At 43.5% G+C, this 23,453-nt stretch carries 21 protein-coding genes; 16 read left to right on the top strand and 5 right to left on the bottom strand.

The features are described from left to right. Positions 1-71 precede the first annotated feature (71 nt). From HWQ41_RS18035 to HWQ41_RS17990, 10 genes are all read left to right on the top strand, one after another. The gene (locus HWQ41_RS18035) at positions 72-395 is read left to right on the top strand and encodes a DUF1815 family protein (RefSeq protein WP_292765562.1); all 324 of its coding nucleotides are present in this window, start codon (positions 72-74) and stop codon (positions 393-395) included. 114 nt (positions 396-509) lie between these two features. Beyond that, positions 510-782, top strand: coding sequence for a hypothetical protein (locus HWQ41_RS18030; protein ID WP_292765559.1), 273 nt, complete (start codon positions 510-512; stop codon positions 780-782). Between the two features lie 161 nt (positions 783-943). Beyond that, positions 944-1,840 (top strand): inositol oxygenase family protein, encoded by an 897-nt coding sequence (locus HWQ41_RS18025; RefSeq protein ID WP_292765556.1) that lies wholly within the window; start codon positions 944-946, stop codon positions 1,838-1,840. Between the two features lie 1,093 nt (positions 1,841-2,933). After that, on the top strand, positions 2,934-3,932 hold the full coding sequence (locus HWQ41_RS18020) for a substrate-binding domain-containing protein (RefSeq protein WP_292765554.1): 999 nt from the start codon (positions 2,934-2,936) through the stop codon (positions 3,930-3,932). 211 nt (positions 3,933-4,143) lie between these two features. Then, the gene (locus tag HWQ41_RS18015; RefSeq protein WP_292765551.1) at positions 4,144-5,169 is read left to right on the top strand and encodes an ABC transporter substrate-binding protein; all 1,026 of its coding nucleotides are present in this window, start codon (positions 4,144-4,146) and stop codon (positions 5,167-5,169) included. Positions 5,170-5,603: 434 nt separating this feature from the next. Beyond that, entirely contained in the window at positions 5,604-7,160 is a 1,557-nt protein-coding gene (locus HWQ41_RS18010) for a sugar ABC transporter ATP-binding protein (protein ID WP_292765549.1), read from the top strand. After that, positions 7,157-8,155: a ribose ABC transporter permease gene (locus HWQ41_RS18005; protein ID WP_292765546.1), complete on the top strand. Its 999-nt coding sequence runs from the start codon at positions 7,157-7,159 to the stop codon at positions 8,153-8,155. The genes HWQ41_RS18010 and HWQ41_RS18005 overlap by 4 nt, the downstream gene beginning before the upstream one ends. A 143-nt stretch (positions 8,156-8,298) precedes the next feature. Further along, on the top strand, positions 8,299-9,699 hold the full coding sequence (locus tag HWQ41_RS18000) for a sugar porter family MFS transporter (protein WP_292765544.1): 1,401 nt from the start codon (positions 8,299-8,301) through the stop codon (positions 9,697-9,699). Positions 9,700-10,134: 435 nt separating this feature from the next. Further along, positions 10,135-11,181 carry a Gfo/Idh/MocA family oxidoreductase gene (locus tag HWQ41_RS17995; protein WP_292765541.1) on the top strand — a complete coding sequence of 349 codons (1,047 nt, stop codon included), beginning with the start codon at positions 10,135-10,137 and terminating at the stop codon, positions 11,179-11,181. A gap of 272 nt (positions 11,182-11,453) precedes the next feature. Continuing rightward, on the top strand, positions 11,454-13,067 hold the full coding sequence (locus tag HWQ41_RS17990) for an iron uptake porin (protein WP_292765539.1): 1,614 nt from the start codon (positions 11,454-11,456) through the stop codon (positions 13,065-13,067). 52 nt (positions 13,068-13,119) lie between these two features. Here HWQ41_RS17990 and HWQ41_RS17985 read toward each other — a convergent pair whose 3' ends face one another. Then, a complete protein-coding gene (locus HWQ41_RS17985; RefSeq protein ID WP_292765537.1) occupies positions 13,120-13,296 on the bottom strand; it encodes a hypothetical protein in 177 nt (58 codons plus the stop codon). A gap of 460 nt (positions 13,297-13,756) precedes the next feature. On the opposite strand from HWQ41_RS17985, the gene modA reads away from it, so the two are divergent. Beyond that, a complete protein-coding gene (gene modA / locus HWQ41_RS17980; protein WP_292765535.1) occupies positions 13,757-14,656 on the top strand; it encodes a molybdate ABC transporter substrate-binding protein in 900 nt (299 codons plus the stop codon). Here the strand turns inward: modA and HWQ41_RS17975 are convergent. The 3 genes from HWQ41_RS17975 to HWQ41_RS17965 form a co-directional block, all read right to left on the bottom strand. Next, positions 14,653-14,811, bottom strand: coding sequence for a hypothetical protein (locus HWQ41_RS17975; protein ID WP_292765533.1), 159 nt, complete (start codon positions 14,809-14,811; stop codon positions 14,653-14,655). The genes modA and HWQ41_RS17975 overlap by 4 nt on opposite strands. A 177-nt stretch (positions 14,812-14,988) precedes the next feature. Continuing rightward, entirely contained in the window at positions 14,989-15,768 is a 780-nt protein-coding gene (locus HWQ41_RS17970) for an intradiol ring-cleavage dioxygenase (protein WP_292765531.1), read from the bottom strand. A 356-nt stretch (positions 15,769-16,124) separates the two neighbouring features. Next, positions 16,125-16,661, bottom strand: a complete 537-nt coding sequence (locus HWQ41_RS17965; protein ID WP_292765529.1) for a hypothetical protein — start codon at positions 16,659-16,661, stop codon at positions 16,125-16,127. 43 nt (positions 16,662-16,704) lie between these two features. Here HWQ41_RS17965 and HWQ41_RS17960 point away from each other — a divergent pair, with 43 nt between their 5' ends. Further along, positions 16,705-16,914 (top strand): hypothetical protein, encoded by a 210-nt coding sequence (locus tag HWQ41_RS17960; protein WP_292765527.1) that lies wholly within the window; start codon positions 16,705-16,707, stop codon positions 16,912-16,914. Here HWQ41_RS17960 and HWQ41_RS17955 read toward each other — a convergent pair. Continuing rightward, positions 16,903-17,076 carry a hypothetical protein gene (locus HWQ41_RS17955; RefSeq protein ID WP_292765525.1) on the bottom strand — a complete coding sequence of 58 codons (174 nt, stop codon included), beginning with the start codon at positions 17,074-17,076 and terminating at the stop codon, positions 16,903-16,905. The genes HWQ41_RS17960 and HWQ41_RS17955 overlap by 12 nt on opposite strands. A gap of 313 nt (positions 17,077-17,389) precedes the next feature. On the opposite strand from HWQ41_RS17955, the gene HWQ41_RS17950 reads away from it, so the two are divergent. From HWQ41_RS17950 to HWQ41_RS17935, 4 genes are all read left to right on the top strand, one after another. After that, on the top strand, positions 17,390-18,091 hold the full coding sequence (locus tag HWQ41_RS17950) for a response regulator transcription factor (RefSeq protein WP_292765632.1): 702 nt from the start codon (positions 17,390-17,392) through the stop codon (positions 18,089-18,091). After that, positions 18,091-19,782 (top strand): ATP-binding protein, encoded by a 1,692-nt coding sequence (locus tag HWQ41_RS17945; protein ID WP_292765522.1) that lies wholly within the window; start codon positions 18,091-18,093, stop codon positions 19,780-19,782. Before HWQ41_RS17950 ends, HWQ41_RS17945 begins: the two co-directional genes overlap by 1 nt. 219 nt (positions 19,783-20,001) lie before the next feature. Next, on the top strand, positions 20,002-20,475 hold the full coding sequence (locus tag HWQ41_RS17940) for an NADAR domain-containing protein (RefSeq protein ID WP_292765520.1): 474 nt from the start codon (positions 20,002-20,004) through the stop codon (positions 20,473-20,475). Between the two features lie 564 nt (positions 20,476-21,039). Then, positions 21,040-23,453: GAF domain-containing protein (locus tag HWQ41_RS17935; RefSeq protein ID WP_292765518.1), on the top strand; the 2,414-nt coding region annotated here is incomplete at its 3' end.

The following is a 23,453-nucleotide window of genomic DNA, read 5'->3' as shown; positions in this document are numbered from 1 at the left end:
AAATTACATCAGATGTAAGTCTAAAGAAATTTTAAAAGCAACTACATAACTGTAGTTGTAGGAGAAAACTAGTGTTTCTAAGATTAGCGCAACAACATCAGGAATTCGTCCAAGACTTGGTAATCAACCTGCAAGCCCTGACAATTACACTTGAGCGGCGTGGCTATCCTGCGTCTTGTTATACATGCGGTGACCAAATGAAGAGTGCTTCATTTATGGTTAGCCTGAGAGAAAAGCACCTGATTCGGTTTTTAGTGTCTGATTACGGGATTACTTGGACGGAATTGTGGGACGATCGCGAATTAATGAAGTTTGAGGGTGCAGAAGCGATAAACCAGCTACAAGAGTTGGCTAATATTATCAAGTATTATCGTGCCATACAATTGACAAATTGATACTCTCCTGGGTGAAGCCGACAAAAAAATCAACATAGATTTTACACATGTAAAACAAAAGATAAGCTTACATTTAGTACAGCTATACACACCTGTGCATAAAGCTATTTAATTGTGATAGCCAGAGCGATCGCAATGTTGCCACTGATGTTCATCGGACTGCCTTCATTTTACGGTGCCTCGTTGCATCTATTTTTCGCACTGACACAACACGCTGGGTTAGCTGAAGACGTAGTAGATCACCATCTTAATTCGCGTACCGTGTACATGAAAAACTCCACCCACTCTTGGGTTCGAGTTTCCCGCCGACTTTCAATGAATCCAGTGTTTCGCTTTTTGTATTTGCGATCGCTGTGGTATAAGGTCGTCGCTACCGAGAAGGCATAAGCTAAACTAACCTTACCCTGGTATGTAAAGACGAAAAGAAACTTAACATACGTTTTTGCACACGTGTGCAAAAATAAGTTCAATACAGTACTTGCACACCTGTACATAAGATGGAGTGCGAAAGTACCATTTAACAAATCAATATCGACAAGTAAAAAGATATGTCTCAAACTCTAAATAATGTCATCGACCAAGCTCAAAACAATCCTTTACATTCGCTAGAAGAATGGGAAAAAGACTTACTTAATCGCTATCCCGATCCAGACAGCATAGTTAAAGAAGGTAAAACCACCGAAGAGTATAGGAATTACGAAACGACTATTAGAGATACGGTGAAAGAGTTTTATCGGTTAAATCATATCAATCAAACGTATGATTTTGTATTAGATAAAAAAGAACACTTTCTGAAGTTAGATAAGAAAGAAATGTCTGTCTGGGATGCATTGGAATTTTTGAATCAATTGGTTGATGATTCAGATCCTGATACAGACTTAGATCAGTTACAGCACCTATTGCAAACATCAGAAGCCATTCGCGCTGATGGGCACCCAGACTGGATGGTACTTACTGGCTTGTTTCACGATATGGGGAAGGTACTTTGCTTATTTGGTGAACCCCAATGGGCTACAGTAGGCGATACCTATCCTGTGGGTTGTGCATTTTCTGATAAAATTGTTTTCTCGGAATTTTTCAAAGAAAACCCTGATTACAATAACCCTATATATAACTCCGTATATGGTGTTTACGAGCCGAATTGTGGCTTAAGTAATGTACACATGTCATGGGGACATGATGAGTATGTATATTACATGATGAAAAACTATTTGCCCGAATCTGCATTGTACATCCTCCGCTATCACTCCTTTTATCCTCAACATCGCGAAAATGCTTACGAACATTTGATGGATAAACACGATAAAGAAATGTTTAAATGGGTGAAGTTATTCAATCCCTACGATTTGTATTCAAAGAATCCTAATCCTCCAGATTGGCAAAAATTAAAGCCTTACTATGAAGATTTAGTGGCTAAATATTTACCCATAACCTTAAAATTCTAAATCTCCGCTAGTAGCAAAGGCAAAGAATTTAAAAAAACCTACAGATATTATAACTGATTGGGCTTGTGGAGATTGCGATTATTTTTACCTAATGATGAATAACAATTCTTCAGCAAGTCTAAACCGAGTGGAATGTTTTCCAGCGAAAAACAGCACATTGCCACTTATAAAAGTATAAAATATCTGTGCAGATGTCCTGAAGTTTATAGCCACTGGCTCGATTTTTCTTTAATTCTCAGATAGATTGAACAGGCGGGAACTACTCATCGCGTCCGTTCTTTCACATCTTGATAACGGCGGTAATGGGGTAAGAATGACTTTTTGGTGTTCCTTCTCCCTCTATCCAAAGAATTATTCTGGTCGAGATATAACAAGACTAACTCTTGGAACAGCTTATAACAAATAAGCGCACTTGACAAGCATATTTAAGTCAACTCTGAAAATCAGGCAACAGGATTTATAAAAATCGTAATCGCCTACATCTTTCTACCCCTAAAAGATAGATTTAAAAGCAGCGATTTGCCTCCAACGGTATTAACTTTTCTCAATTCAAGTTGAGTGAAATATGTTACGTTTTCTAAACTATGCCTAAGCTGAAAATTGCTTACTTTTCGCAAATGCTCTAGGAGGAAAAGTTTCAACTACATCGAGATGGAATAGTTTTCTTGACTTTGTAAAGTTCGATAAACGGGGATCATATTTGGAATAATGCAGGTTAAACTAAAATTAATGTAAAACAGAATACAAATTCGCAGTTTTGATAACATCAGGTTCTACTAATTTTAGTTTAAAGCTGTTTTTAACCCACGCACTTACAAGTGTAGTTTCACAAAACAAATGTGATTTTTTGACGTAGTGTAGTGCTCATAGTTTTGCTTTAAAAAACAAAACATCTAATTTAGGGAAATTAATAGCGCTAACTCAAATCAGGTAACAATATAAGACCTTTGAGAGGAGTTGAAATTGCCCAAACCAGCAGTACTGCTAGGTTATATCTGAAGTTTTCAGACCTAGCTCATATTGTGATAAATTGGCAAATTTATATTCTACTTACCTTTTTCAAATTTAAATCCGTTCTTAGAAAAAGATGAATATGAACAGAATTGCGCTCATAGTTGGCATATTAGGTTTCGCGGTTGTTGGTTGCACAAATGGCGGTCAAAATCACAACACTGCTACTAATACTACTAACACTGCTACCAATATAAGTGCAGAGAGTCTTAGTACTCCAAATAGAAAATTGCAAACAATCGGCGTTGCTTTGGGTGACTTGGGCAATCCCTTCTATAATGCAGTGCAGAAGGGGGCTGAGACAGAAGCCAAGAAAATCGGGAATATCAGAGTTAATGCGGTTTCTAGTGCCTTTGACCTGAACCAACAAACCAACCAAATCGAAAATTTCACGGCTGCGAATACTGATCTAATTATTCTCAGCGCTGTTGACAAAAAAGGAGTTAAACCAGTTATTGATCAAGCAAGGCTTGCAGGTAGGGTTGTCATTGCATTAGATTCAGCCGTTGATGCAGATGTGGATGCGATGATTAGCTCCAACAATACGCAAGCTGGAGAGATTGCTTGCCAATATATTGCCGATCGCATCAAAGGTCAAGGTAGTGTAGTCATCCTCAACGGTACTCCGATGGATTCAATCAATCAGCGAGTGGGTGGCTGTGAGAAGTCATTGTCCAAATATCCGAATATCAAACTCATCTCTAAAGACCAAAACGCCGAAGGGACTAGGGATGGAGGACTAAGAGTCATGAGCGATTTGCTCACAACCTTTCCCAAAATTGATGCCGTTTTTGCCACTAACGATCAAAGCGGTGTGGGCGCAGATTTAGCAGCTAGACAAGCAAGACGTAAAGAATTTTTTATTGTTGGGGTTGACGGATCGCCAGATGCAACCAAAGCAATGGAAGATAAAGATGGTGTATTTGCTGCAACTGCTGCTCAAAATCCCGCAGGGATGGCCGAAAAAGCGGTTCAGATTGGCAACGATATCATCCAGGGTAAAAAACCTGAGTCACCCAACATTCTGATTCCAGTCAACTTGGTTACTAGAGAGAATCTCAGCAGCTATAAAGGCTGGTAATACTAATTCGTAATTCGTAATCACGCTCTCTACGAGACGCTAAAAGCGTAGCTTGCAACTCTTACAGAGTACGCGGACTCGCTAACGTAATTCGTAATTAGGACACACAGAAAAAGGCTTGATACAGGAGAGTTACAATACTTGACCCTGTTTTTTAAACAATACATCGGTTCCAAATTTGGTGTAAGTAAGAATGAGTTTTAGGAGATATATGAATGTGAAAAAGATTACGATCGCAGCTAGCCTATTAGGTATCATCAGTGGTAGTCTTGTGGGCTGTACAAATAGTTCTCCCGATCGCAACACTGCTACTAACACTGATACAAAATCGGCTACCAATATAAGTGCAGAGAGTAAAACTGCCACTGGGAATACAAAATTACGATCAGTTGCCTTTACCGTTGGTGATTTAAGTAATCCCTTCTTCGTCCTCATGGGGCAAGCAACTGAGGCAGAGGCGAAGAAAATTGGCGGTAAGGATGTCAACGTTAGCGTAGTTTCCAGTGCCTATGACCTCAACCAACAAGCCAATCAAATTGAAAATTTTACTGCTTCCAATACTGATATCATTATCGTAAATGCTGCTGATAAAAGTGGCATTAAGCCAGCAATTGAAAAAGCGAAACTTGCAGGTAGAATTGTCATTGCGGTAGATACAGGTGCTGAAGGAGGTGTGGATGCCACCATTACTACTAATAATGTCCAAGCTGGAGAAGTTAGTTGCAAATATATTGCTGACCGCCTCAAAGGCAAAGGCAATGTTGTAATAGTTAACGGGCCGCCAGTGGACTCGGTGATTCAGCGAGTTAGTGGCTGTGAGAATGTATTGTCTAAATATCCCGATATCAAAATCCTCTCTAAAAACCAGAATGCAGAGGGTAGTCGGGATGGAGGACTCAGAGTTATGACTGATTTGCTCACAACCTTTCCGAAAATTGATGCGGTTTTTGCCATCAATGATCCGAGTGGAGTTGGCGCAGAACTAGCAGCTAACCAAGCACAACGTAAAGATTTCTTTATTGTCGGGGTTGATGGTGCGCCAGAAGCAATCACTGCGATCGCAAATAAAGATGGTTTATATGCGGCGACTGCCACTCAAAATCCGCGAGGTATGGCCGAAAAAGCAGTTCAGGTTGGCAACGACATCTTAAATGGTAAAAAGCCTAGCAATTCTACCATTTTGATTCCAGTTAAGTTGATCACAAAAGATAACGTCAGCACAGAAAAAGGCTGGTAAATAATAAAAATTGTGAATCCTTTGATGCATTTGTAAAGTTTTCGCACATACCTATAATCTCCGGCGGTTTTCGCTTAAGTTAAATACAAAACCTAACCCCCAGCCCCTTCCCTACTAGCGTTGGGGAGTAAGATTCAAAGCCTCTCCCCTTTTAGGGAAGAGGTTTGGAGAGAGGTCAAAACTCTATGTACCGCAACCGAGAACCGCTATGTATGTGCATCAGAGGAAAGTCTGAATGCCCATTTCTAGCATTCAGACTTTCACAGCAGTCTCTAGGAACTAACCTTAACAACGAAGCATGAAAATATCTCTTCCTCACTCCCTATTTTCAAACTAGTAGTCAGCTTTTAAAACATGATTTTGCGATTAAGTATGAGTTTGTTAACTTCTAACTCACAATTGCGAATTTTAAATTTTTTTTACAGGAGATGTCCATGACAACAACTATTGAAACTTCATTTACTGATGCACCAACTACCACCCCGGTGTTAGAAATGCAAGGGATTACGAAACGATTTCATGGTGTATCTGCGCTCCAAAATGTTAATCTCACGATTTATCCGGGAGAAGTTCACGCCCTCATGGGTGAAAACGGAGCAGGTAAAAGCACATTGATGAAAATCCTGGCTGGGGCTTACATTGCCGATGAAGGAGAAATTCGCATCAATGGTCAAACCTTGAAAATTACCGATCCGGGGACAGCACGCAAATCGGGTATTAATCTCATTTATCAAGAACTGAATGTTGCACCTAATTTAACCGTTACCGAAAATATGTTTATGGGTAGCGAGTTGCGGCGAGGTCAGTTTTTAGACCGCAAAGCTATGCAACTGGAAGCAGAAGAAGTGCTGGAAAGCCTTGGAGCCAATTTTACCGCGCAGACTATAGTTGGTACCTTGTCGATCGCCGAACAGCAGCAAGTGGAAATTGCGCGAGCGCTGAAGGACAAAAGCCGCGTTTTGGTGATGGATGAGCCAACAGCAGCCCTATCTGACCGCGAGAGTGAGCATTTGTTTGAGGTAATTCGCAAACTGCGGAGTGATGGCATTGCCATTATTTACATCAGCCATCGCATGGAAGAAATCTATGCCTTAGCTGACCGGATTAGCGTGCTGCGTGATGGTCAATATATTGGCAGTCTCACACGCAGTGAAATTTCTCCACAGCGATTGGTGCAGATGATGGTCGGTCGCTCCATGCAAGACTTTTATGAACATCAACGGCAAATGAATCCTGGCCCAGTCGTGCTGTCAGTCAGAAATATGAGCGACGCCCGCAAGAAGATTGAGCCGACTAGTTTTGAACTTCATGCTGGAGAAATTCTCGGTTTAGCAGGGCTGGTTGGTGCAGGACGCACAGAACTATCGCGGCTGATTTTTGGTGCTGACCGCAAGGCCAGTGGTGAAGTATTTTTGAATGGCAAAAAACTGGAAATTAATACGCCCAGTGATGCCATTGCTGCCGGAATTGGCTACGTCCCAGAAGACCGCAAAGATCAAGGTTTATTTCTGGAGATGAGCGCCCGCAAAAATATTGCCATCAACACACTCAAGCAGGATGCCAAAGTTGGAATTGTTAACTGGGCTTCAGTGAATCGGCTGTCAACAGACGCGGTGGAAAACTTCAATATCCGCCTAGCCAATTTGGAAATTAGAGCGCTCGATCTTTCTGGTGGTAATCAGCAGAAGCTACTGCTAGCACGTTGGTTAGCCATTAAACCCAGAGTCCTGATGTTAGATGAGCCGACACGCGGCGTAGATATTGGTGCCAAAAGCGAAATTTACCGAATTATGAGCGAATTAGCAGCGCAAGGTGTTGCTATTTTAATGGTTTCCAGCGAACTATCGGAGATTGTCGGCATGAGCGATCGCGTCTTAGTGATGCGAGAAGGACAGCTGGTAGGCGAACTGGATGGCAGCCTTGGTAAAGAAATTACCCAAGAAAAGATTATGCACTATGCAACTGGAGCATCGGAGGTATTAGCATCATGAGTCAGACAGTCAGGCCACCTACCAATAAATTAGCCAACAATCCCGTATCCCGCAACCGCAAATCAATTAGCACTCTCCTGGAAGTTGCGGGTATTCTGCCAATCCTAGTAATTATCTGCATCTTATTTGCATTTCTTTCTCCCAACTTCCTCACCGGTGGTAACATCGTTAACATCTTGCGTCAGGCATCAATCAATATTGTGCTGGCGACCGGAATGACCTTTGTAATTCTCACCGGAGGTATTGACCTTTCAGTTGGGTCAATGTTAGCTGTCTCTGCCGTGGTTGCGTTGTTGGTATCGCTACTGCCGGCTTTAAGTTGGGCAGCTGTGCCTGCTGCCTTACTTGCAGGATTATTTTTGGGCTTACTCAACGGCGCTCTCATCACCTTCTTGGATGTGCCACCTTTTATTGTCACCTTGGGTTCACTGACTGCCTTACGGGGTGTAGCCTTTTTGGTTGCCAAGGGTACAACGCTGATTAACCGGGACATCGATTTTGCTTGGGTGGGTAATAGTTATGTCGGCCCGCTACCGTGGCTAGTAATCATTGCCCTATTGACCGTAATCGCTAGCTGGTTTGTGCTGCGACAAACTGTTTTAGGAGTGCAGATATATGCCGTTGGTGGTAACGAGCGGGCAGCAAGATTAACTGGGATTAAAGTTAATCAGGTGTTGCTATTCGTCTATGGTATTAGTGGATTACTGGCAGGTTTAGCCGGAATCATGAGTGCTAGCCGTCTCTATAGTGCTAGTGGCATATTAGGTCAGGGTTATGAACTAGATGCGATCGCTGCTGTTATTCTTGGTGGAACCAGCTTTACAGGCGGTATTGGCACCATTGGCGGCACCCTTCTAGGTGCATTGATCATTGCTATTCTCAACAATGGTTTGACCTTGTTGAACCTCTCTTACTTCTGGCAACTAGTCGTCAAAGGACTAGTAATTATTTTGGCGGTAATGATTGATCGGTTACGCAGACGTTCCAGACGTTGAAGTATGAAAGGGACTGGAGACTGGGGACTGGGGACTGGGGGGACGCGGAGAATAAATAACTAATGCCCCATCCCCAATTCCCAATGCCCAATGCCCAATGCCCAATGCCCAATGCCCAATGCCCCATGCCCAATATATAAACTATGTCTTCCACTACTATTCGTCGTAAATCCAACACGTTTTATGTCATTTTGATTGCAGGTGCTGCGGCACTCGGCGGGTTTTTATTCGGTTTTGACACCGCAGTTATCAACGGCGCGGTTTTATCTATAGCAAAAGCTTTTAACATCAGTAGTTGGCTAACAGGGCTGGCAGTCTCCCTAGCGTTGCTGGGTTCTGCGGTAGGAGCCTTCTTTGCCGGACAAATTGCAGACCGTTATGGTCGAGTCAAAGCAATGGTGGTCGCTTCGGTGTTATTTACTATCAGTGCCATTGGCTCTGGGCTTGCCTTCACTATCTGGGATTTTATCTTTTGGCGAGTATTGGGTGGGATTGGAATCGGCGTTGCTAGCGTCATCGCCCCAGCTTACATTGCCGAATGTTCTCCCACCCATTTGCGGGGAAGGTTAGGATCTCTGCAACAATTAGCGATTGTCGTGGGAATTTTCGTCGCCTTATTGACCGACTACTTTATTGCTGTGTCAGCAGGTTCAGCAGACTCGCCATTTTTGTTTGGGGTTGCAGCCTGGCGCTGGATGTTTTGGACAGCAGTCCCGCCAGCGGTATTCTACGGGATGGTGGCTTTTACAATTCCTGAATCCCCCCGTTACTTAGTTGCCAAAGGACGCGAGCCAGAAGCTGCTAACGTTCTGACCAAGATTTTGGGGGGTGACGTGCTGCCAAAAATTGAAGAAATTCGGCAGACAGTGCTTCAAGAACGCCAGCCTAGCTTTTCTGACCTGTTGGGTAGAAGTGGCGGACTCCTCCCCATTGTTTGGATAGGAATAGGCTTATCTGTATTACAGCAATTTGTTGGAATTAATGTAATCTTTTACTACAGCAGCGTTTTGTGGCGGGCAGTCGGGTTTTCCGAAAAAGATTCCCTAACAATCACGGTGATTACAGGAGCCGTAAATATTATTACAACACTGATTGCGATCGCCTTCGTAGATAAATTTGGTCGCAAGCCTTTACTGATAGTAGGGTCGATTGGCATGACCTTGACCTTGGGGACGATGGCTTATCTTTTTGGCAATGCTCCCCTTGATGCTACTGGGAACCCCAATCTCACCGGAAGCGTAGGTACTGTAGCTCTCATTGCAGCCAACCTCTATGTATTTTGCTTCGGTTTCTCCTGGGGGCCAGTGGTTTGGGTGCTGTTGGGAGAAATGTTTAATAACAAAATTCGAGCAGCTGCACTTTCAGTTGCTGCTGCCATCCAATGGGTTGCGAATTTCGTGATTTCCACAACATTTCCTCCCATACTGCAATATTTCGGTCTAGGTTCTGCCTATGGACTCTATACAATTGCGGCGGCTACCTCGTTCTTTTTCATTCTCTTTTTTATTAAAGAAACCAAAGGAATTGAGTTAGAAGACATGTAATTGGTATCCATCTAGTACCGCTGTGCGTAATTCGGATCTCTGTGTCCTCTGCGCCTCTGCGGTTCCTTAAAAAAAATGACTTTGACAAATAGTTTTAGCCTTATACCGATTACTTGTGAGGTTGTATAGAACAAGGGGCTTAAGGGGAGAATCTCACTTTTGTAGAAAGCTCTTTAAACCTCACCCCAACCCTCTCCTTACTAAGGAGAGGGAGCAAAAATCTTGTTTCCCCCCTTAGTAAGGGGGGACTAAGGGGGGTCAATTTAGGATACATTTGCAAAAGCGAGCTTAAGCCACTTGTCTCACCAAGCCTGATTTTGTGCATTTCCTAATTCGTCTAATGAGTCTGTATTCCCATTTATCATCCTCCATCGCGGGGAAAAATATCAGACAACAATTAAATACAAACTTTCGCTTCAGTCAATCAATAAAAAAATGGAAACTATCAATACGGCTCTTTGTTCTTCTGGTTTGTCCGGCATGGTATTTCATGCGCCGTTTATTGATTTGCATCCCGGATTTAAATTAGCCGGTTCTTGGGAAAGAAGTAAAAAGCTCATACAGGAAGATTATCCTGATGTAAAAAGCTATCCTTCTTTGGAAGCATTACTAGCAGATGAGCAAGTAATCTTGGTGGTAGTAAATACACCCACATATACTCATTACGATTATACTAAACAGGCATTACTTGCAGATAAACATGTAGTGGTAGAAAAAGCATTTACCACAACGGTAGCAGAAGCCGAAAAACTGAAAGAATTGGCACAAAAACAGGGGAAAAAATTATCTGTATATCAAAACCGGAGGTGGGATAGTGATTTTAAAACAGTCAAAAAAATTGTCCAAGAAGGCTTATTAGGTGATATAGTTGAAGCAGAATTTCAATTTCAAAAATATAAACCAACCCTCAGCCATAAACAACACGTAGAAGTTCCAAGTCCGGGGGCAGGAACATTAAACAATTTAGGGCCGCACTTAATAGACCAAGCTTTGCATTTATTTGGAATGCCTGATGCTATTTTTGCAGACATCCGCCTAACTAGGCTGCGATCGCAGGTAGATGATAATTTTGAGTTGATATTATACTACGACAAACTGCGCGTCAAATTAAAAGCAAGTTTCCTTGTGCGTGAGCCTGCGCCTGCCTATATCATACATGGCACTAAAGGTTCTTTTCTCAAAAGCAGAGCCGATAAACAAGAAGAGTATTTAGTGGCGGGTATGAAGCCTAACACACTTGATTGGTATACAGAGCCGGAAAGTGAATATGGCTTGCTTCATACACAAAAAGACACAAAAGTAATTCGGGAAAAAGTAAAAAGTTCACAGGGCAGTTATTTAGGTTATTACGATGCAGTGTACAAATCAATTGTTGATAATCAGCCAATTGCTGTTACCGCCGAAGACGGAATTAATGTAATGAGAATTATAGAAGCGGCGACTAAAAGCAGCAATGAGCAAAAAGTCATAGCGTTACTTTAAGTAAGCTAAAACCTCAACTTAAAATATGTAACTTTCATGCTGATTAGCTCATAACCTAATACAGTTGAGTTAAGCGTTTCTTCCTTCTCTTCCTTTTCTTCCTTTTCTTCCTTTGCGTTCTTTGCGTCCTTAGCGGTTCGTTAAAAAAATTTACTTCGACAAAGAGTTAAGCCTTAACCAAAGCGTATTGGCTCATAATCTCGAAGCTTTTGTTCGAGTCTAATCTCTTTAGTTACAAAATCAGAATTCAACCATTTTCAAGTAATAAGTCAATGATCAAAATTCTTTTTCATAGTTTTTTTGTCTTATTTTTGGCAATTCCAGCAGTTTGGGCAGCACCTCCAGAAGATGATTCTAATGCAGCAGATGCTAATAGAAATTTGGAGGGACAAGTCAATTCTGTTTCCCAGCTTTCCGATATTAAACCGAGTGATTGGGCATTCCAAGCACTGCAATCGCTAGTGGAACGTTATGGCTGTATTGCAGGTTATCCTGACGCAACCTATCGCGGCAACCGTGCTTTGAGTCGTTATGAGTTTGCAGCTGGTTTAAATGCCTGCTTAGACCGGGTGAATGAATTAATTGCTGCGGGTACTAGCGATTTAGTCAAGAAAGAAGATTTGGCAGTGCTGCAAAATTTGCAAACAGAGTTTGCGGCAGAATTGACAACTCTGCGTGGGCGGGTGGATACGCTAGAAGCACACACAGCAACGCTGGAGAAGCAGCAATTTTCCACCACTACCAGGCTGAATGCTCAAATTATTACCGCTATTAGTGATACCTTTGGTAATAGAGTAGGTGGCGAACGCGATGAATCCGGTATCTACTTTGCAAACCGGGGTCGTCTCAACTTTGAGAGCAGTTTCACCGGCAAAGATTTGTTGCGAGTCCGCCTAGAATTTGGCAACTTTGCGAATTCCAATGGTGCAAGCCAAATTGCCGCAGCCACAGGCACAGGGATGACACGCCTCAACTTCGATTATGACAGCAACGATACACTTTTTGTTCCCCACATCCGTTACTACTTCCCAGTCAGTGATTCTCTTAACTTCGTTGTTGGACCCACAGGCATTGGTTACACCGACATTTCAACCACCGTCACTCCCGCCACAATCGCTGACGACGGCAATGGGGTTCCCTCACTATTTGGGTCATACAGTCCCTTATTCCGGCGAGGTGGCGGCGGTGGTGCCGCTAACTGGAACATTACCAAAGACTTGGTTCTCACCTTGGGCTATTTAGCAAGCAGTCCCAATGTCCCATCGGCTAGCAACGGCTTGTTTGATGGTGGCTACAACGCCCTGGCGCACTTAGCCTATTACGGTAAGCAAGGAGCTATTGGTGTTGCCTACTCTCATGGCTATAGCCCTGCTGGAGCAGTCGATCTCGCAGCTGGGACAGGTAGCGCCCTGTCAAACGCTCCCTTTGGCAACAACATTGCTACTTCCAACGATATTGTAGGCGCACAGGGATTCTATCGCTTCTCCCCGAATTTCCAAATCCACGCTTGGGGTGGATATATTTGGGCAAATGCCAAGAACTCTGGTTTGAGTGATATTTCCAATGGTAGGGGTGGAACAAATTCTCTATTTGTGAACAGTGGTGATAATGCCAATGTCTGGTTTGGGGCGATTGGTATGTCGTTTCCCGATGTGGGGGGTAGGGGCAACCTGCCGGGAATTCTCTTTGGTATACCGCCGCGTGTCTCTAACAGTGATGTCCGTCAAGACCGAGACAACGCTTACCATATCGAAGCATTCTATCGTTATCGCCTAAATGACAACATCTCAGTGACTCCTGGTTTTTGGGTGATTCTCAACCCGGAAAACGACAGCAGAAATGATACCCAGTATGTGGGTGTTATTCGCACAACCTTCGATTTTTAACTGAATGTGAATCGTTTGCTTGACCAACAGAGTGCTGAGTACTCAGCACTCTTCATGCAATCTGCAATCGATCATAGATATCCCAATATTGAATATTGCACTTCCTGAAAATTGTTTCAGTAATTCGGATATCGTCGTCTGTGCCTTCTAGCATGAGTAAATATTCACAGCACTGGATGCGATCGCCCAGTTGACAGAAAGCAAAATTTTTTGGACACCAGTCCGACATTGTTCGTTTCCTTGAACACCCGATTTTACCTACTGTACTATCAGTGATGTACTTTATCTAGAATCCGTTTGAGAGATCGCTTTTGAAAAGTTGCCGTGAAAAGTCAGATCCATATACTTCTTTAAATAGAAAAATTGTATTTTTAAAATAACTTTATACAAAGTTTTCCATATAGTACAGATGCATTAACCTACTTTCCTGGTATTGGAAGCGGTTTTATGGCAGTATAAGTACATAGACTACTGTATTTTTTATATAAAGATGCTTTTTAAATAGTTGTAATTTAGTGGACATAAAGATACCTTATAAATACTGAAGTACCAAAGATTGCTTCCCAGCTACGACTTCTTGTTACCCTATTTTCTGGCAGGAGTGAAAAGCAAACTTTCAATGCTGGGTGCAATATTTGGAATTTCAAAAATTGTAGTAACTCACACATTAACTCTACCGGAAATATTTCATGAAGAAAAGGTACAAATTAGCACTGGCTACCGCTAGCATTGCTTTGGGTTTTGGTGTAATCCAAGCTAAACCAGCACAAGCTGCCACACTTAGTAGTCCGATTAACATTAACATCTATGCTGCTGCCAGCTTAACTGACACCCTACTCCAGGTTCAGACACTTTACCAGCAAAGCAACCCCGACGTCACCTTTACGGATAAGTTTGCGGGTTCTATTGGTCTCGCTAATGAAATCATAATGGGAAAAAATCCAAATCCAGTAGATATCTTCTTCTCAGTATCCCAAGCACCGTTAGATAATCTGCAAAGCGCTAACCAACTAAAAGAAGGAACCAGGCAAGACATACTAAACAACACCTTGGCTATAATCACGCCGATAAATTCAACCATATCTATATCAAGCGTTAAAGACCTATTACCGCTGAATAAAGTGGCTATTGGTAATCCTGCGTCTGTTCCAGCAGGAGTATTCGCCCAGCAATTATTTGCCAATTTCGGGATATCGGGGCAACTCAATCTTGTCTTGGGCACAGATGTGCGTGATGTACTATCATTAGTGTCAAACAACACTGTAGATGCAGGCATTGTTTACACCACAGACGCTCTAACAGCACTTGATAAAGTCAAAATTGCATACACTCCGCCTATCAACCTTTACTCTCCGATTGTTTATGGCTCTGCTGTACTCACACAAACTCAAAACCTAGATGCAGCTAAGAATTTCAACTCCTTTCTGCGCAGCCCTCAAGCATTATCTGTGTTTCAGGTATCTGGATTCACGCCTATCCCCGAACCTATGACTACTGGTGGCTCAATAGCAGTAGGTATAGTCGGCCTGATGATGAAGCGAAAGGTAGCGGCAAAAGCCAAAGCCAAAACTAAAGCAGCAGTGGATTAAAGGTTTTGAGCTAACACATAGTCCAGCACCATTACAAGCCAGATAGCCTTTTTGACTGCTGACTGGAGACGGAGCGTCTCCGGCTCCGCTCCTGGCTCCTGAATTGTGCTGTAATAAGCTGTTCCACATTTAACTTGCATAATTAGGGCGCTCATGTTGCCCACCCCACAAAAGTTATGCTTAATTTGGTTATGCAAATTAGATATTTTTCAGCTTACCAAGTTGCCAAAGTTAGTATTGTTTAGAATCTAAGCGCTGCTGGACTAGGTTTCAAGCAAATAATACTATGTATCACAACTTGGTATAAGTGCAAGTATTACGGAGAATTACTATTAAGCCATTTGAAGCCCAATATCAAAGGTTGCTGCGTAACCAAGGCTTGTTTTGGTGAGCTTGAGCAACATTTGGTCGCCACCATCTTGAAAAATTCCGTCTCCAGCGTTCTTCAACTTGCGTTGTCCCTTGCTGGCGTATGGTGTCTGGGTGTGTACTTGATCTGTGATCGAGTCATCAAAGTATAGCTGTGACGTAAACTCATAACTCTGCGTTGATGGCGTATCTGTGCGAACCTTAAAGTGGATATGAACGGTTCTGCCTTGGTACCAACCAGGATAAATAGTTGTGAACTGGACGGTTCCATTCGCGTCCGTCACTTGATAGCCGCGCAGGAACTTTTTGCCAACGGTACTAAAACCTGGGTCTGCCACATCCGAATAAATGCCTAGCGCATCACAGTGCCAAATATCTACGATCGCACCTGCGCGTGGCGTACACCCAGTACTACCGACCTGAGAAACCCGCAGTGTCAATTGGAGTGCTACGCCGTCTTTCATTGAACCGGCCGCCGGATCGGAGCGGATGTCGGAGCGGTTGAGCTTTTCGTCTACGAAATAGGGCCCTTCGGTCTGCTCTGGAGTCACCACACACGCAGGTAATGTACCAGAGTTGGCTAAAGATGATGCTGGGACGGCTACACTCGATTCCGCCTGTGTGGATCTGGCCTTTCTAGGTATGCATCCAACTACAAGTATTGCAGCTCCGGCTGCCCTAAATATAGCAAGTGCCTTTCTCCGACTCAGAATATGACTTATTTGACAATCATCTTTTTTCATGCTGTGTCCACCATGCTTTGTGAAGGTGATATTAAATACTTTCTGAGGAGTTCTAATCACGAAGGAACGTGGATTAAATAATCTGCCAGTCTTCTAAGGGATTTCTAACAAATAAATTATTCAATGTTGTGGGGTGGGCATCTTGCCCGCCTTTGGCTACGCCCACCCCAGAAGAAGTAGTTGAGTATTTTTTTATTTGTAAATCCCTAAGTATAGAAGGGTGCAGGCAAACTTAAGGCACTAATATACCGGAAAAGGTGCGTTAGGCGACTGGCGTGGCACAGTTAAAGTAATGCATTATTTTAAACTTGCCACGCTACTACGATTATTTTTTCCTTGATCTAGATAATGTTGAGCTATTGTGGTGGATTAGGGGGATTTTCCTGAGGAGAGGCTCCGCCACCGCCTGGAGGATGAGGTGGAATACCTAGTGCGTCGATCAACTGTTGTTCAGTGACACCCAGCTTTGCCGCAGCGGCTTTAAAATCAGGTCTGGGTGGACGCTGATTGCGATCGCCTGAATTTGGAGGATTGGCAGGGACTCCTAACGCCGCCTTTAACTGTGCTTCTGTAACTCCTAACTTTGCCGCCGCGGCCTTAAAATCAGGTCTGGGTGGACGCTGATTGCGATCGCCTGAATTTGGAAAATTGGCAGGGACTCCCAACGCCGCCTTTAACTGTGCTTCTGTAACTCCTAACTTTGCCGCCGCTGCTGCAAAATCAGGTCGAGGGGGTCGCGGCTGTCCTCCCTGTGGTTGGTTGGGCGGTAGTTGCGCCTGTGCAATTTGATCGAATTGATTAGCGGCATTTGCTTGATTGAGTGAAATAAAACCAAATGTGCCAACCAGAACCGGAATCGCTGTCACGACTAGTACTCGACGAATATTCATCATTAAAATCTCCAAAAGTTTATATTTCTAATTAAGTCATCTCAAAATGACAGCTTGCCCTGTTTCTAAATTACAGTTTTGTAATTTGAGTCGGGAATCCTCTGGCAATATCATGGCTGAGGGCGAGGCGAAATACAAGGGTGCTTCAATTAACGATTATTGTGTTCTAATCGGTTTTGAACCGCGCCCTGATTATGCGGTTGGGGATGTTGGTGAGAACGCTTTTTCTGATTTAGATGGTGTTTTAAATGCCTGACCTGTGGTTTTGATCAGATATTTGCAGTCTATTGGGTTGTTGTGAAATCTGTGCGTTCCGATGAGATGGATTAGCGGCATTTGCCTGATTGGGTGCAATGAAACCGAATGTACCAATCACAAAAGGAATTGCTGCTACGGCTAACACTCGACGAATATTCATAAAAATTAACCTTCAAAAGGTAGGGTGTTCATATTTCTAATTGAGCCACCTCAAAATTACAGCTTGCCTATCTTCTAAATTACAGTTTTGTAATTTGAACAAAAAATATTAAAGAGGGAACTCTTAACGGGCAACTCTTAACAGGGGGGTAACAGAAAGGGGGATTTATATCCCACCTGAAACATGCCACAAAAAGAAGTGGGGGTCTCTTACTCCCGGATAAAGAACAGGAAATAGGAAAAACTGTTCCCTGTTCCCTATTCCCTTCTTCGATGAATTTAGAATGGAACAATATGTGAAGTCATAAATGCTTGTGAACGTTTTGTTTGTCGAAGATGAAGCGAAAATTGCTAACTTTGTCCGGGCTGGACTCAAGGAGCAGGGATTTGTTGTAGACTACTGCGATAACGGTGATGAAGGATATTTGCGGGCATTAGACAACGAATATGATGTGATTGTACTCGACATTATGCTGCCGGGAAAGGATGGACTATCGATACTGAAACTATTGCGGCGGCAAGGTCGGAATGCTCCGGTGATTTTGTTGACGGCTCGGAATGAACTAGACGATCGCTTGGAAGGGCTGAATTTGGGAGCCGATGACTATATCGCTAAACCATTTTTTGTGGAAGAGTTAGCAGCTCGAATCCATGCGGTTGTGCGTCGGAGTGTGAGCGATGTCTACGACGGGCTACGCCTACGCCAAAATCTGCTTGGCGTTGGGCCGATCAAACTCGATCGCATCACCAGGGAAGTCACTTGCAATCACCAGGCGATAGAACTCACCAGCCGCGAGTTTAATCTTCTGGAGTATCTCATGCGCTCTCCCGGACGGGTTTTCACCCGTACCCAAATCCTGGAACACGTTTGGGGCTACGATTTTAACCCCAACACCAACGTCGTGGATGTTTGTATCCAGCGAATTCGTAAAAAGATAGACCCCATTGATGAAGCAGTCTGGATTGAAAGCATTCGAGGGGTTGGATACCGGTTTCGCAAGCCAGACCCTTGCTGATGAAACTCCCTTCATTTCGACTCCGCATTGCCCTGTTGTCTGCGTCTCTAGCTGGAAGCGCATTAGTCGGATTTGGCGCAGTTTCCTGGTTTCAGATTTACAATGCTAAGATTAGCCGTCTTGATGCAGAACTGTTAAATAACTTAATGCGGGCAACTCCGAACTTGCCTCCACGGGGGGAACCTCCGGTTCGCGCAGCGTCTCTGAGAAGAGAAGTTCTGAGCAAAGGAAGCCGACCCTCAGACAATTCTATGCACGGCAGTTCTTTGCGCTCACGCGATCGCTCGCAATGGCAGTTTTACGAAGATTCATTATCCTATGCCTTCGGAACCAATACAAAAACCCCCGTCGTCCTGCTGGTGCTTGACGCAAACAGCAACATACTTTATCAATCCAACTCCCTCGATCTTGAGGTGAATCGTCTGCTGGTTGGGCGTCTCCAGTTGGCACCTCTGCCACCGCCACCTTTACCTGATTTTTCACGGGATCTGGAAAACCTCTCTCCTTTTAGGAGAGAGGCTTTGAATTCTCCCCCTTCCCTTGCAGGGAAGGGGGCTGGGGGGTTAGGTTTTCCAGATAACGTGAAAAGTCAGCCACCTTTACCTTCCAATACAAATCCATCCTTCCAGCGGCCGCCCTTTCTTCATCCCCGCTCACCTCAATTTATCACTGAGCAGACGGCAACAGCAGCCTGGCGGATTGGGGCAGCTAAATTTCCCAATCTTCAGGTTGCCATTGCCGTTAGCCTGCAAGCTGTCAATCAAGAGATGGCTACCATTCGCAATATCTTCCTGGTTTCAATTCCGGGAGCGCTCCTGCTGGTTGCAGTCGGAGCATGGTTGGTTTCTGGTGGTGCTTTGCGTCCCATCCGTCAATTAACGGGCGTTATTCAACAGGTGACTGTCAAAGGGCTAGATCAGCGGATTCCGATTGGGACAACTGATGTGGAATTTGTCGAACTGATTCAGGTGTTTAACCAAATGCTGGAACGCTTGGAACGCAGTTTTACCCAGGCTTCCCGCTTTAGTGGTGACGCCGCTCATGAACTGAAAACCCCACTGACTATTTTGCAAGGCGAACTAGAACGAACATTGCAACAGGTTGATCCCGGAAGTGAAGTGCAACAGCGCTTAAGCAACCTGTTGGATGAGGTGCGCCGCCTGAGTGGAATTATGCGAAAACTCTTGTTGCTATCTCTAGCAGATGCGGGAAAAATGAGCTTGTATCTGGTTGAGGTGGATATGTCTGAGTTGCTCATGGAGATGTTAGAAGATGTGGAAATGCTGGCTCCTCAGTTGAGTGTGCAAACCGACTTCACTGATGGGCTGCGCTTACAGGGCGATCGCGATCTTCTGATTCAAGTTTTGCAAAACCTGTTTAGTAATGCCATCAAATATAATCTCGCCAACGGCTGGATACAGATTCGCGCTCATCAAACTCAAACAACTCTCCACGTCACCATTGCCAATGCATCCCAAGATATTCCTGTGAGCGATGCCTACGGCGATCGCATTTTTGACCGCTTCTATCGCGGTGATCCTGCGCGAACCCGCAAGATCGAAGGAATCGGACTAGGACTCAGCCTAGCCCGTGAAATTGCCAGGGCACATCATGGCGACCTCACCCTTGACTCAACATCTTTTGGTCAAACAGCGTTCACCCTGACTTTACCGATGAAGTTACAGAATTGAGCGATCGCTCGATAGAAGTGTGAGAATTTTTATAAGTCCTTGGAAAGAATCCTCAGTTACATGAACCGAGAGACAATCTGTTTAATAACTTTCGGGGCGGGAACAGGGAAGTGAAGAAAACGGAGCGCGTAGGCGTAGGTCGTTGTAGACAAATGAAGGGTTTTGAAATCTAAAACTTTCAGCTACCCTGAAATTGATATATAAAAGAGCAATTTTCAAATGACCATTTACTTTTATAAGGTTTGGCAGCCTTATGGCTGTTTTTCTAACTTTTCTCCCCACGGAATCCACATTCAGGGTACTTACTGGCCAACGGTTGAGCATTATTATCAAGCGCACAAATTTGTTGGTAGCACAGATGCGGCAACAATGATACCCCTCATCCATGCCGCCGCCTCCCCAGAAGAAGCTGCCGCTTTGGGAAGATGTAGCGATCGCCAACTCCGTCGAGACTGGGATTTGGTCAAAACTCAAATTATGCGAGAAGCTGTACTCAAAAAGTTTCTCACTCATGCTGATATTAGAGAAGTTCTCTTGAAGACAGGCGATGATATTTTGGTTGAAAACTCGCCAACCGATTCTTTTTGGGGCTGTGGTGCTAATCAAGCCGGTCAAAACCATCTCGGTAAAACTCTCATGAGTGTGCGTGAAGAAATCCGTAATTTACGATCTTTAACGGTAATTTACGAATAGTTTCATCAAAATAGTTACATTCAACATAAAATCAGCAATTACACGGGGAATAGTAAAATTCCCCAGCCAGAAATATTGGAAAAAGTTGCCAATCATTTAGTTATTTTTTTGAAAAAATCTTAATTAATTGAATTCATGGGCAAAAATATTTTTAGTTTAAAGCAATTATGAAGAAATTAGTTGAGTGATATCACTGAAATAGTTTGATGATTGAGAATATAAAATTAATAGGTGTCTAGGATTAATATTTTCTCAACTTTAAACTTGAGAGGATGTTTTGAAACTATTTGGTGATCTAGCTATCAAAGCGTTTTAGATTCTCTTAAATCAATTTTTTCAAGCTACGGAGATCAAGCAAATATCTGATACTTCTCAAATATCCTCTGATCCATTTCCAAAAATATTTGCACAAAAAATTTGCCACAGATGTACGCCACTAGCAACGCATTTGTAGCAGCCAGCAATTTTGTGAAATGGGATGAAAATCAAAGTATTGTAAGTTGAAAATTCCGATCAGGGACAATTATAAAAAAAATTAGACTTCAGTCATACTGTATATAAACAATGACAATTACCGATAAACCCAATGAGTTACAGCAAAGCTTAGACCAAGAAAGTTTACTGCACCGGATGATCAAAGAGATCAGGCGATCGCTCGACCTCCCAGAAATATTAACGACTACCGTTAGCCAAGTGCGTTTATTTTTGGATGTAGATCGGGTGAAAGTGTATCGCTTTAATGCTAGTGGTAGTGGTGAAGTCATTGCTGAATCTATCTATGAGCAACGTCTGCCATCCTTATTGGGGTTAAACTTCCCAGTTGATGATATTCCCCAACCCGCCAGAGAGATGTTTGTGTTACTGGGGCAACGTTCGATTGTGGATGTGCCAAATGGGAAGATCGGGCTATCGCCTGTACAGTCAATAGAATCTCGCAAACATCTAGAAACTAATATCTACTATCGGCACGTAGACTCGTGCCATATTCAATACCTAAAGGCAATGGGCGTGCAGTCTTCCTTGGTAATGCCAATTTTACATTCCGACCTCCAAGAACAATCGGCAAAGCCTAAATTGTGGGGATTGTTGGTAGCTCACCACAGTGAACCGCGAGAGATTTTGAAGTGGGAACTAAAAGTATTGCAGGAAGTTATTGACGAAGTAGGGATCGCGATCGCTCAAAGTAATCTACTCACCCAAGCCCTCGCCAAGCAAGAGCGAGAAGCTACTATTAACCGAGTTACCACCCTATTACATAAACTACCGACAATCCAATTGCAGAAAGCGTTAGAAGAAGTTATTACTGGCTTCGGTGGAGTAGGTGGCAGGCTTCACATTGAACAGAATGGGGAACTATACACCTGGGGCGACCAGCCGAAACTCCCCTATCAGTTAGATAACAGTATTATCGAACAGCATCTCGTATGGCAAGACTGGATGGCTGAGTGTAAACCAGGTAATGTTTGGGCAAGCGATGACCTCTACAAAGAACCACGTTTGCGAGTTTTGGCTTTAGGGTTCGGTTCTACTAAAATTCGCGGACTTATGGTGATTCCTTTACATTACCGCGAAAAATTTATTGGTGTATTAAGCATTTTTCGCTCTGAATTTGAAACAGAAGTCTTGTGGGCGGGACGATGCGAAGAAAATCGGCGACAAGTGTTACCCCAGCTTTCCTTTGAGCTTTGGCGAGAGCAAAAAAAGGGGCAATCATCTGAGTGGAAACCGGAAGAAATCTTGTTGGCGCAAGCCTTATCGGAGCATTTCTCAATGGCAATTGAGCAGCATCAAATGTATAAACAGGTACAAATGCTCAATGTCAACCTAGAATTGAAAGTGCAAGAGCAAACTGCTGAACTCGAAAAATCATTACTGCTTGCCAAAGTCCTCAAGCAAGTCACAGAGCATATTCGCCGCACATTAGACTTGCAGACAACCCTGCAATCTATCGTTCGGGAAGTCCGGCCCCTGCTAAATTCAGACCGAGTGCTGATTTTTCAAATGAAGAGTAAATCAGTGATTGTGGAAGAGATTAATGGCAATTGGCAGTCAGTTTTGGGATTGAATGCACCATCGGAATGCTTTCCTGATGAGTATGGGCGTCTATCCTTTGAGGGCAGGGTAACGGCAATTAACAACGTTTCAACTGCTGATTTAAGTGATTGTCATCGAGAGTTTTTGCAAAGTCTGCAAGTGCAAGCAAACTTAATAGTTCCGATTAAGATCGGTATAGAACTATGGGGCTTACTAATTGCCCATGAGTGTGAGGCTCCCAGAGATTGGCAGAATGCAGAAATTGATTTATTGCAACAGCTAGGAGATCAGGCTGCGATCGCTATTCAACAAGCACAACTTTACGAACAAACCTGTAATGCCGAAACTGAATCCAGAAATCAAGCTGCCCAGTTAAAGCATTCCCTACATCAACTCAAAGAAACACAGACAAAATTGATTCAGATCGAAAAAATGTCCGGCTTAGGACAGTTGGTGGCGGGTGTCGCCCACGAAATCAACAACCCCGTTAACTTTATCTACGGGAACCTGTGCCACGCCAGTGACTACACCGAACAACTGCTAGAAATTTTACGCCTCTATCAGCTACACTATGCCCATCCTCATAGTGAAATTAGCACCGCGATCAAAGCAATGGACTTTGACTTTTTGCTAGAAGACTTCCCGAAAATCATCAACTCAATGCAAGTAGGAACCGATCGCATCCGCTCAATAGTGCTGTCATTACGCAATTTTTCTCGCTTGGATGAAGCTGAAAACAAGCGCGTTGATCTGCATGAAGGCATTGACAGCACCTTATTAATTTTGCAACATCGACTCAAAGGAAATGCTGAATTTCCCCGCATTGAGGTAATCAAAGACTATGGCAACATCCCACTGGTGGAATGCTATGCCGGCCAAATGAATCAGGTATTCATGAATATTTTCAGCAATGCCATAGATGCCTTGGGAATGGGGAATGGGGA

Origin of the sequence: Nostoc sp. NOS(2021) (genome assembly GCF_017115025.1) — a bacterium.
GTDB lineage: Bacteria > Cyanobacteriota > Cyanobacteriia > Cyanobacteriales > Nostocaceae > Nostoc.
The sequence above is the reverse complement of the archived record's forward strand: the minus strand, read 5'-3'. Positions and strand labels throughout refer to the sequence as shown.

What these genes read in the sequence shown, in the direction of transcription:
- HWQ41_RS18010 (WP_292765549.1), top strand. Translation starts at nt 5,604, where the DNA reads ATGACAACAACTATTGAAACTTCATTTACTGATGCACCAACTACCACC.
- HWQ41_RS17970 (WP_292765531.1), bottom strand. Translation starts at nt 15,768, where the DNA reads ATGAAAAAAGATGATTGTCAAATAAGTCATATTCTGAGTCGGAGAAAG.
- HWQ41_RS17955 (WP_292765525.1), bottom strand. Translation starts at nt 17,076, where the DNA reads ATGAATATTCGTCGAGTGTTAGCCGTAGCAGCAATTCCTTTTGTGATT.
- modA (WP_292765535.1), top strand. Translation starts at nt 13,757, where the DNA reads ATGAAGAAAAGGTACAAATTAGCACTGGCTACCGCTAGCATTGCTTTG.
- HWQ41_RS18000 (WP_292765544.1), top strand. Translation starts at nt 8,299, where the DNA reads ATGTCTTCCACTACTATTCGTCGTAAATCCAACACGTTTTATGTCATT.
- HWQ41_RS17990 (WP_292765539.1), top strand. Translation starts at nt 11,454, where the DNA reads ATGATCAAAATTCTTTTTCATAGTTTTTTTGTCTTATTTTTGGCAATT.
- HWQ41_RS17945 (WP_292765522.1), top strand. Translation starts at nt 18,091, where the DNA reads ATGAAACTCCCTTCATTTCGACTCCGCATTGCCCTGTTGTCTGCGTCT.
- HWQ41_RS17960 (WP_292765527.1), top strand. Translation starts at nt 16,705, where the DNA reads ATGACAGCTTGCCCTGTTTCTAAATTACAGTTTTGTAATTTGAGTCGG.
- HWQ41_RS17965 (WP_292765529.1), bottom strand. Translation starts at nt 16,661, where the DNA reads ATGATGAATATTCGTCGAGTACTAGTCGTGACAGCGATTCCGGTTCTG.
- HWQ41_RS18015 (WP_292765551.1), top strand. Translation starts at nt 4,144, where the DNA reads ATGAATGTGAAAAAGATTACGATCGCAGCTAGCCTATTAGGTATCATC.
- HWQ41_RS18020 (WP_292765554.1), top strand. Translation starts at nt 2,934, where the DNA reads ATGAACAGAATTGCGCTCATAGTTGGCATATTAGGTTTCGCGGTTGTT.
- HWQ41_RS17975 (WP_292765533.1), bottom strand. Translation starts at nt 14,811, where the DNA reads ATGAGCGCCCTAATTATGCAAGTTAAATGTGGAACAGCTTATTACAGC.
- HWQ41_RS18025 (WP_292765556.1), top strand. Translation starts at nt 944, where the DNA reads ATGTCTCAAACTCTAAATAATGTCATCGACCAAGCTCAAAACAATCCT.
- HWQ41_RS17940 (WP_292765520.1), top strand. Translation starts at nt 20,002, where the DNA reads ATGACCATTTACTTTTATAAGGTTTGGCAGCCTTATGGCTGTTTTTCT.
- HWQ41_RS17985 (WP_292765537.1), bottom strand. Translation starts at nt 13,296, where the DNA reads ATGTCGGACTGGTGTCCAAAAAATTTTGCTTTCTGTCAACTGGGCGAT.
- HWQ41_RS17995 (WP_292765541.1), top strand. Translation starts at nt 10,135, where the DNA reads ATGGAAACTATCAATACGGCTCTTTGTTCTTCTGGTTTGTCCGGCATG.
- HWQ41_RS18005 (WP_292765546.1), top strand. Translation starts at nt 7,157, where the DNA reads ATGAGTCAGACAGTCAGGCCACCTACCAATAAATTAGCCAACAATCCC.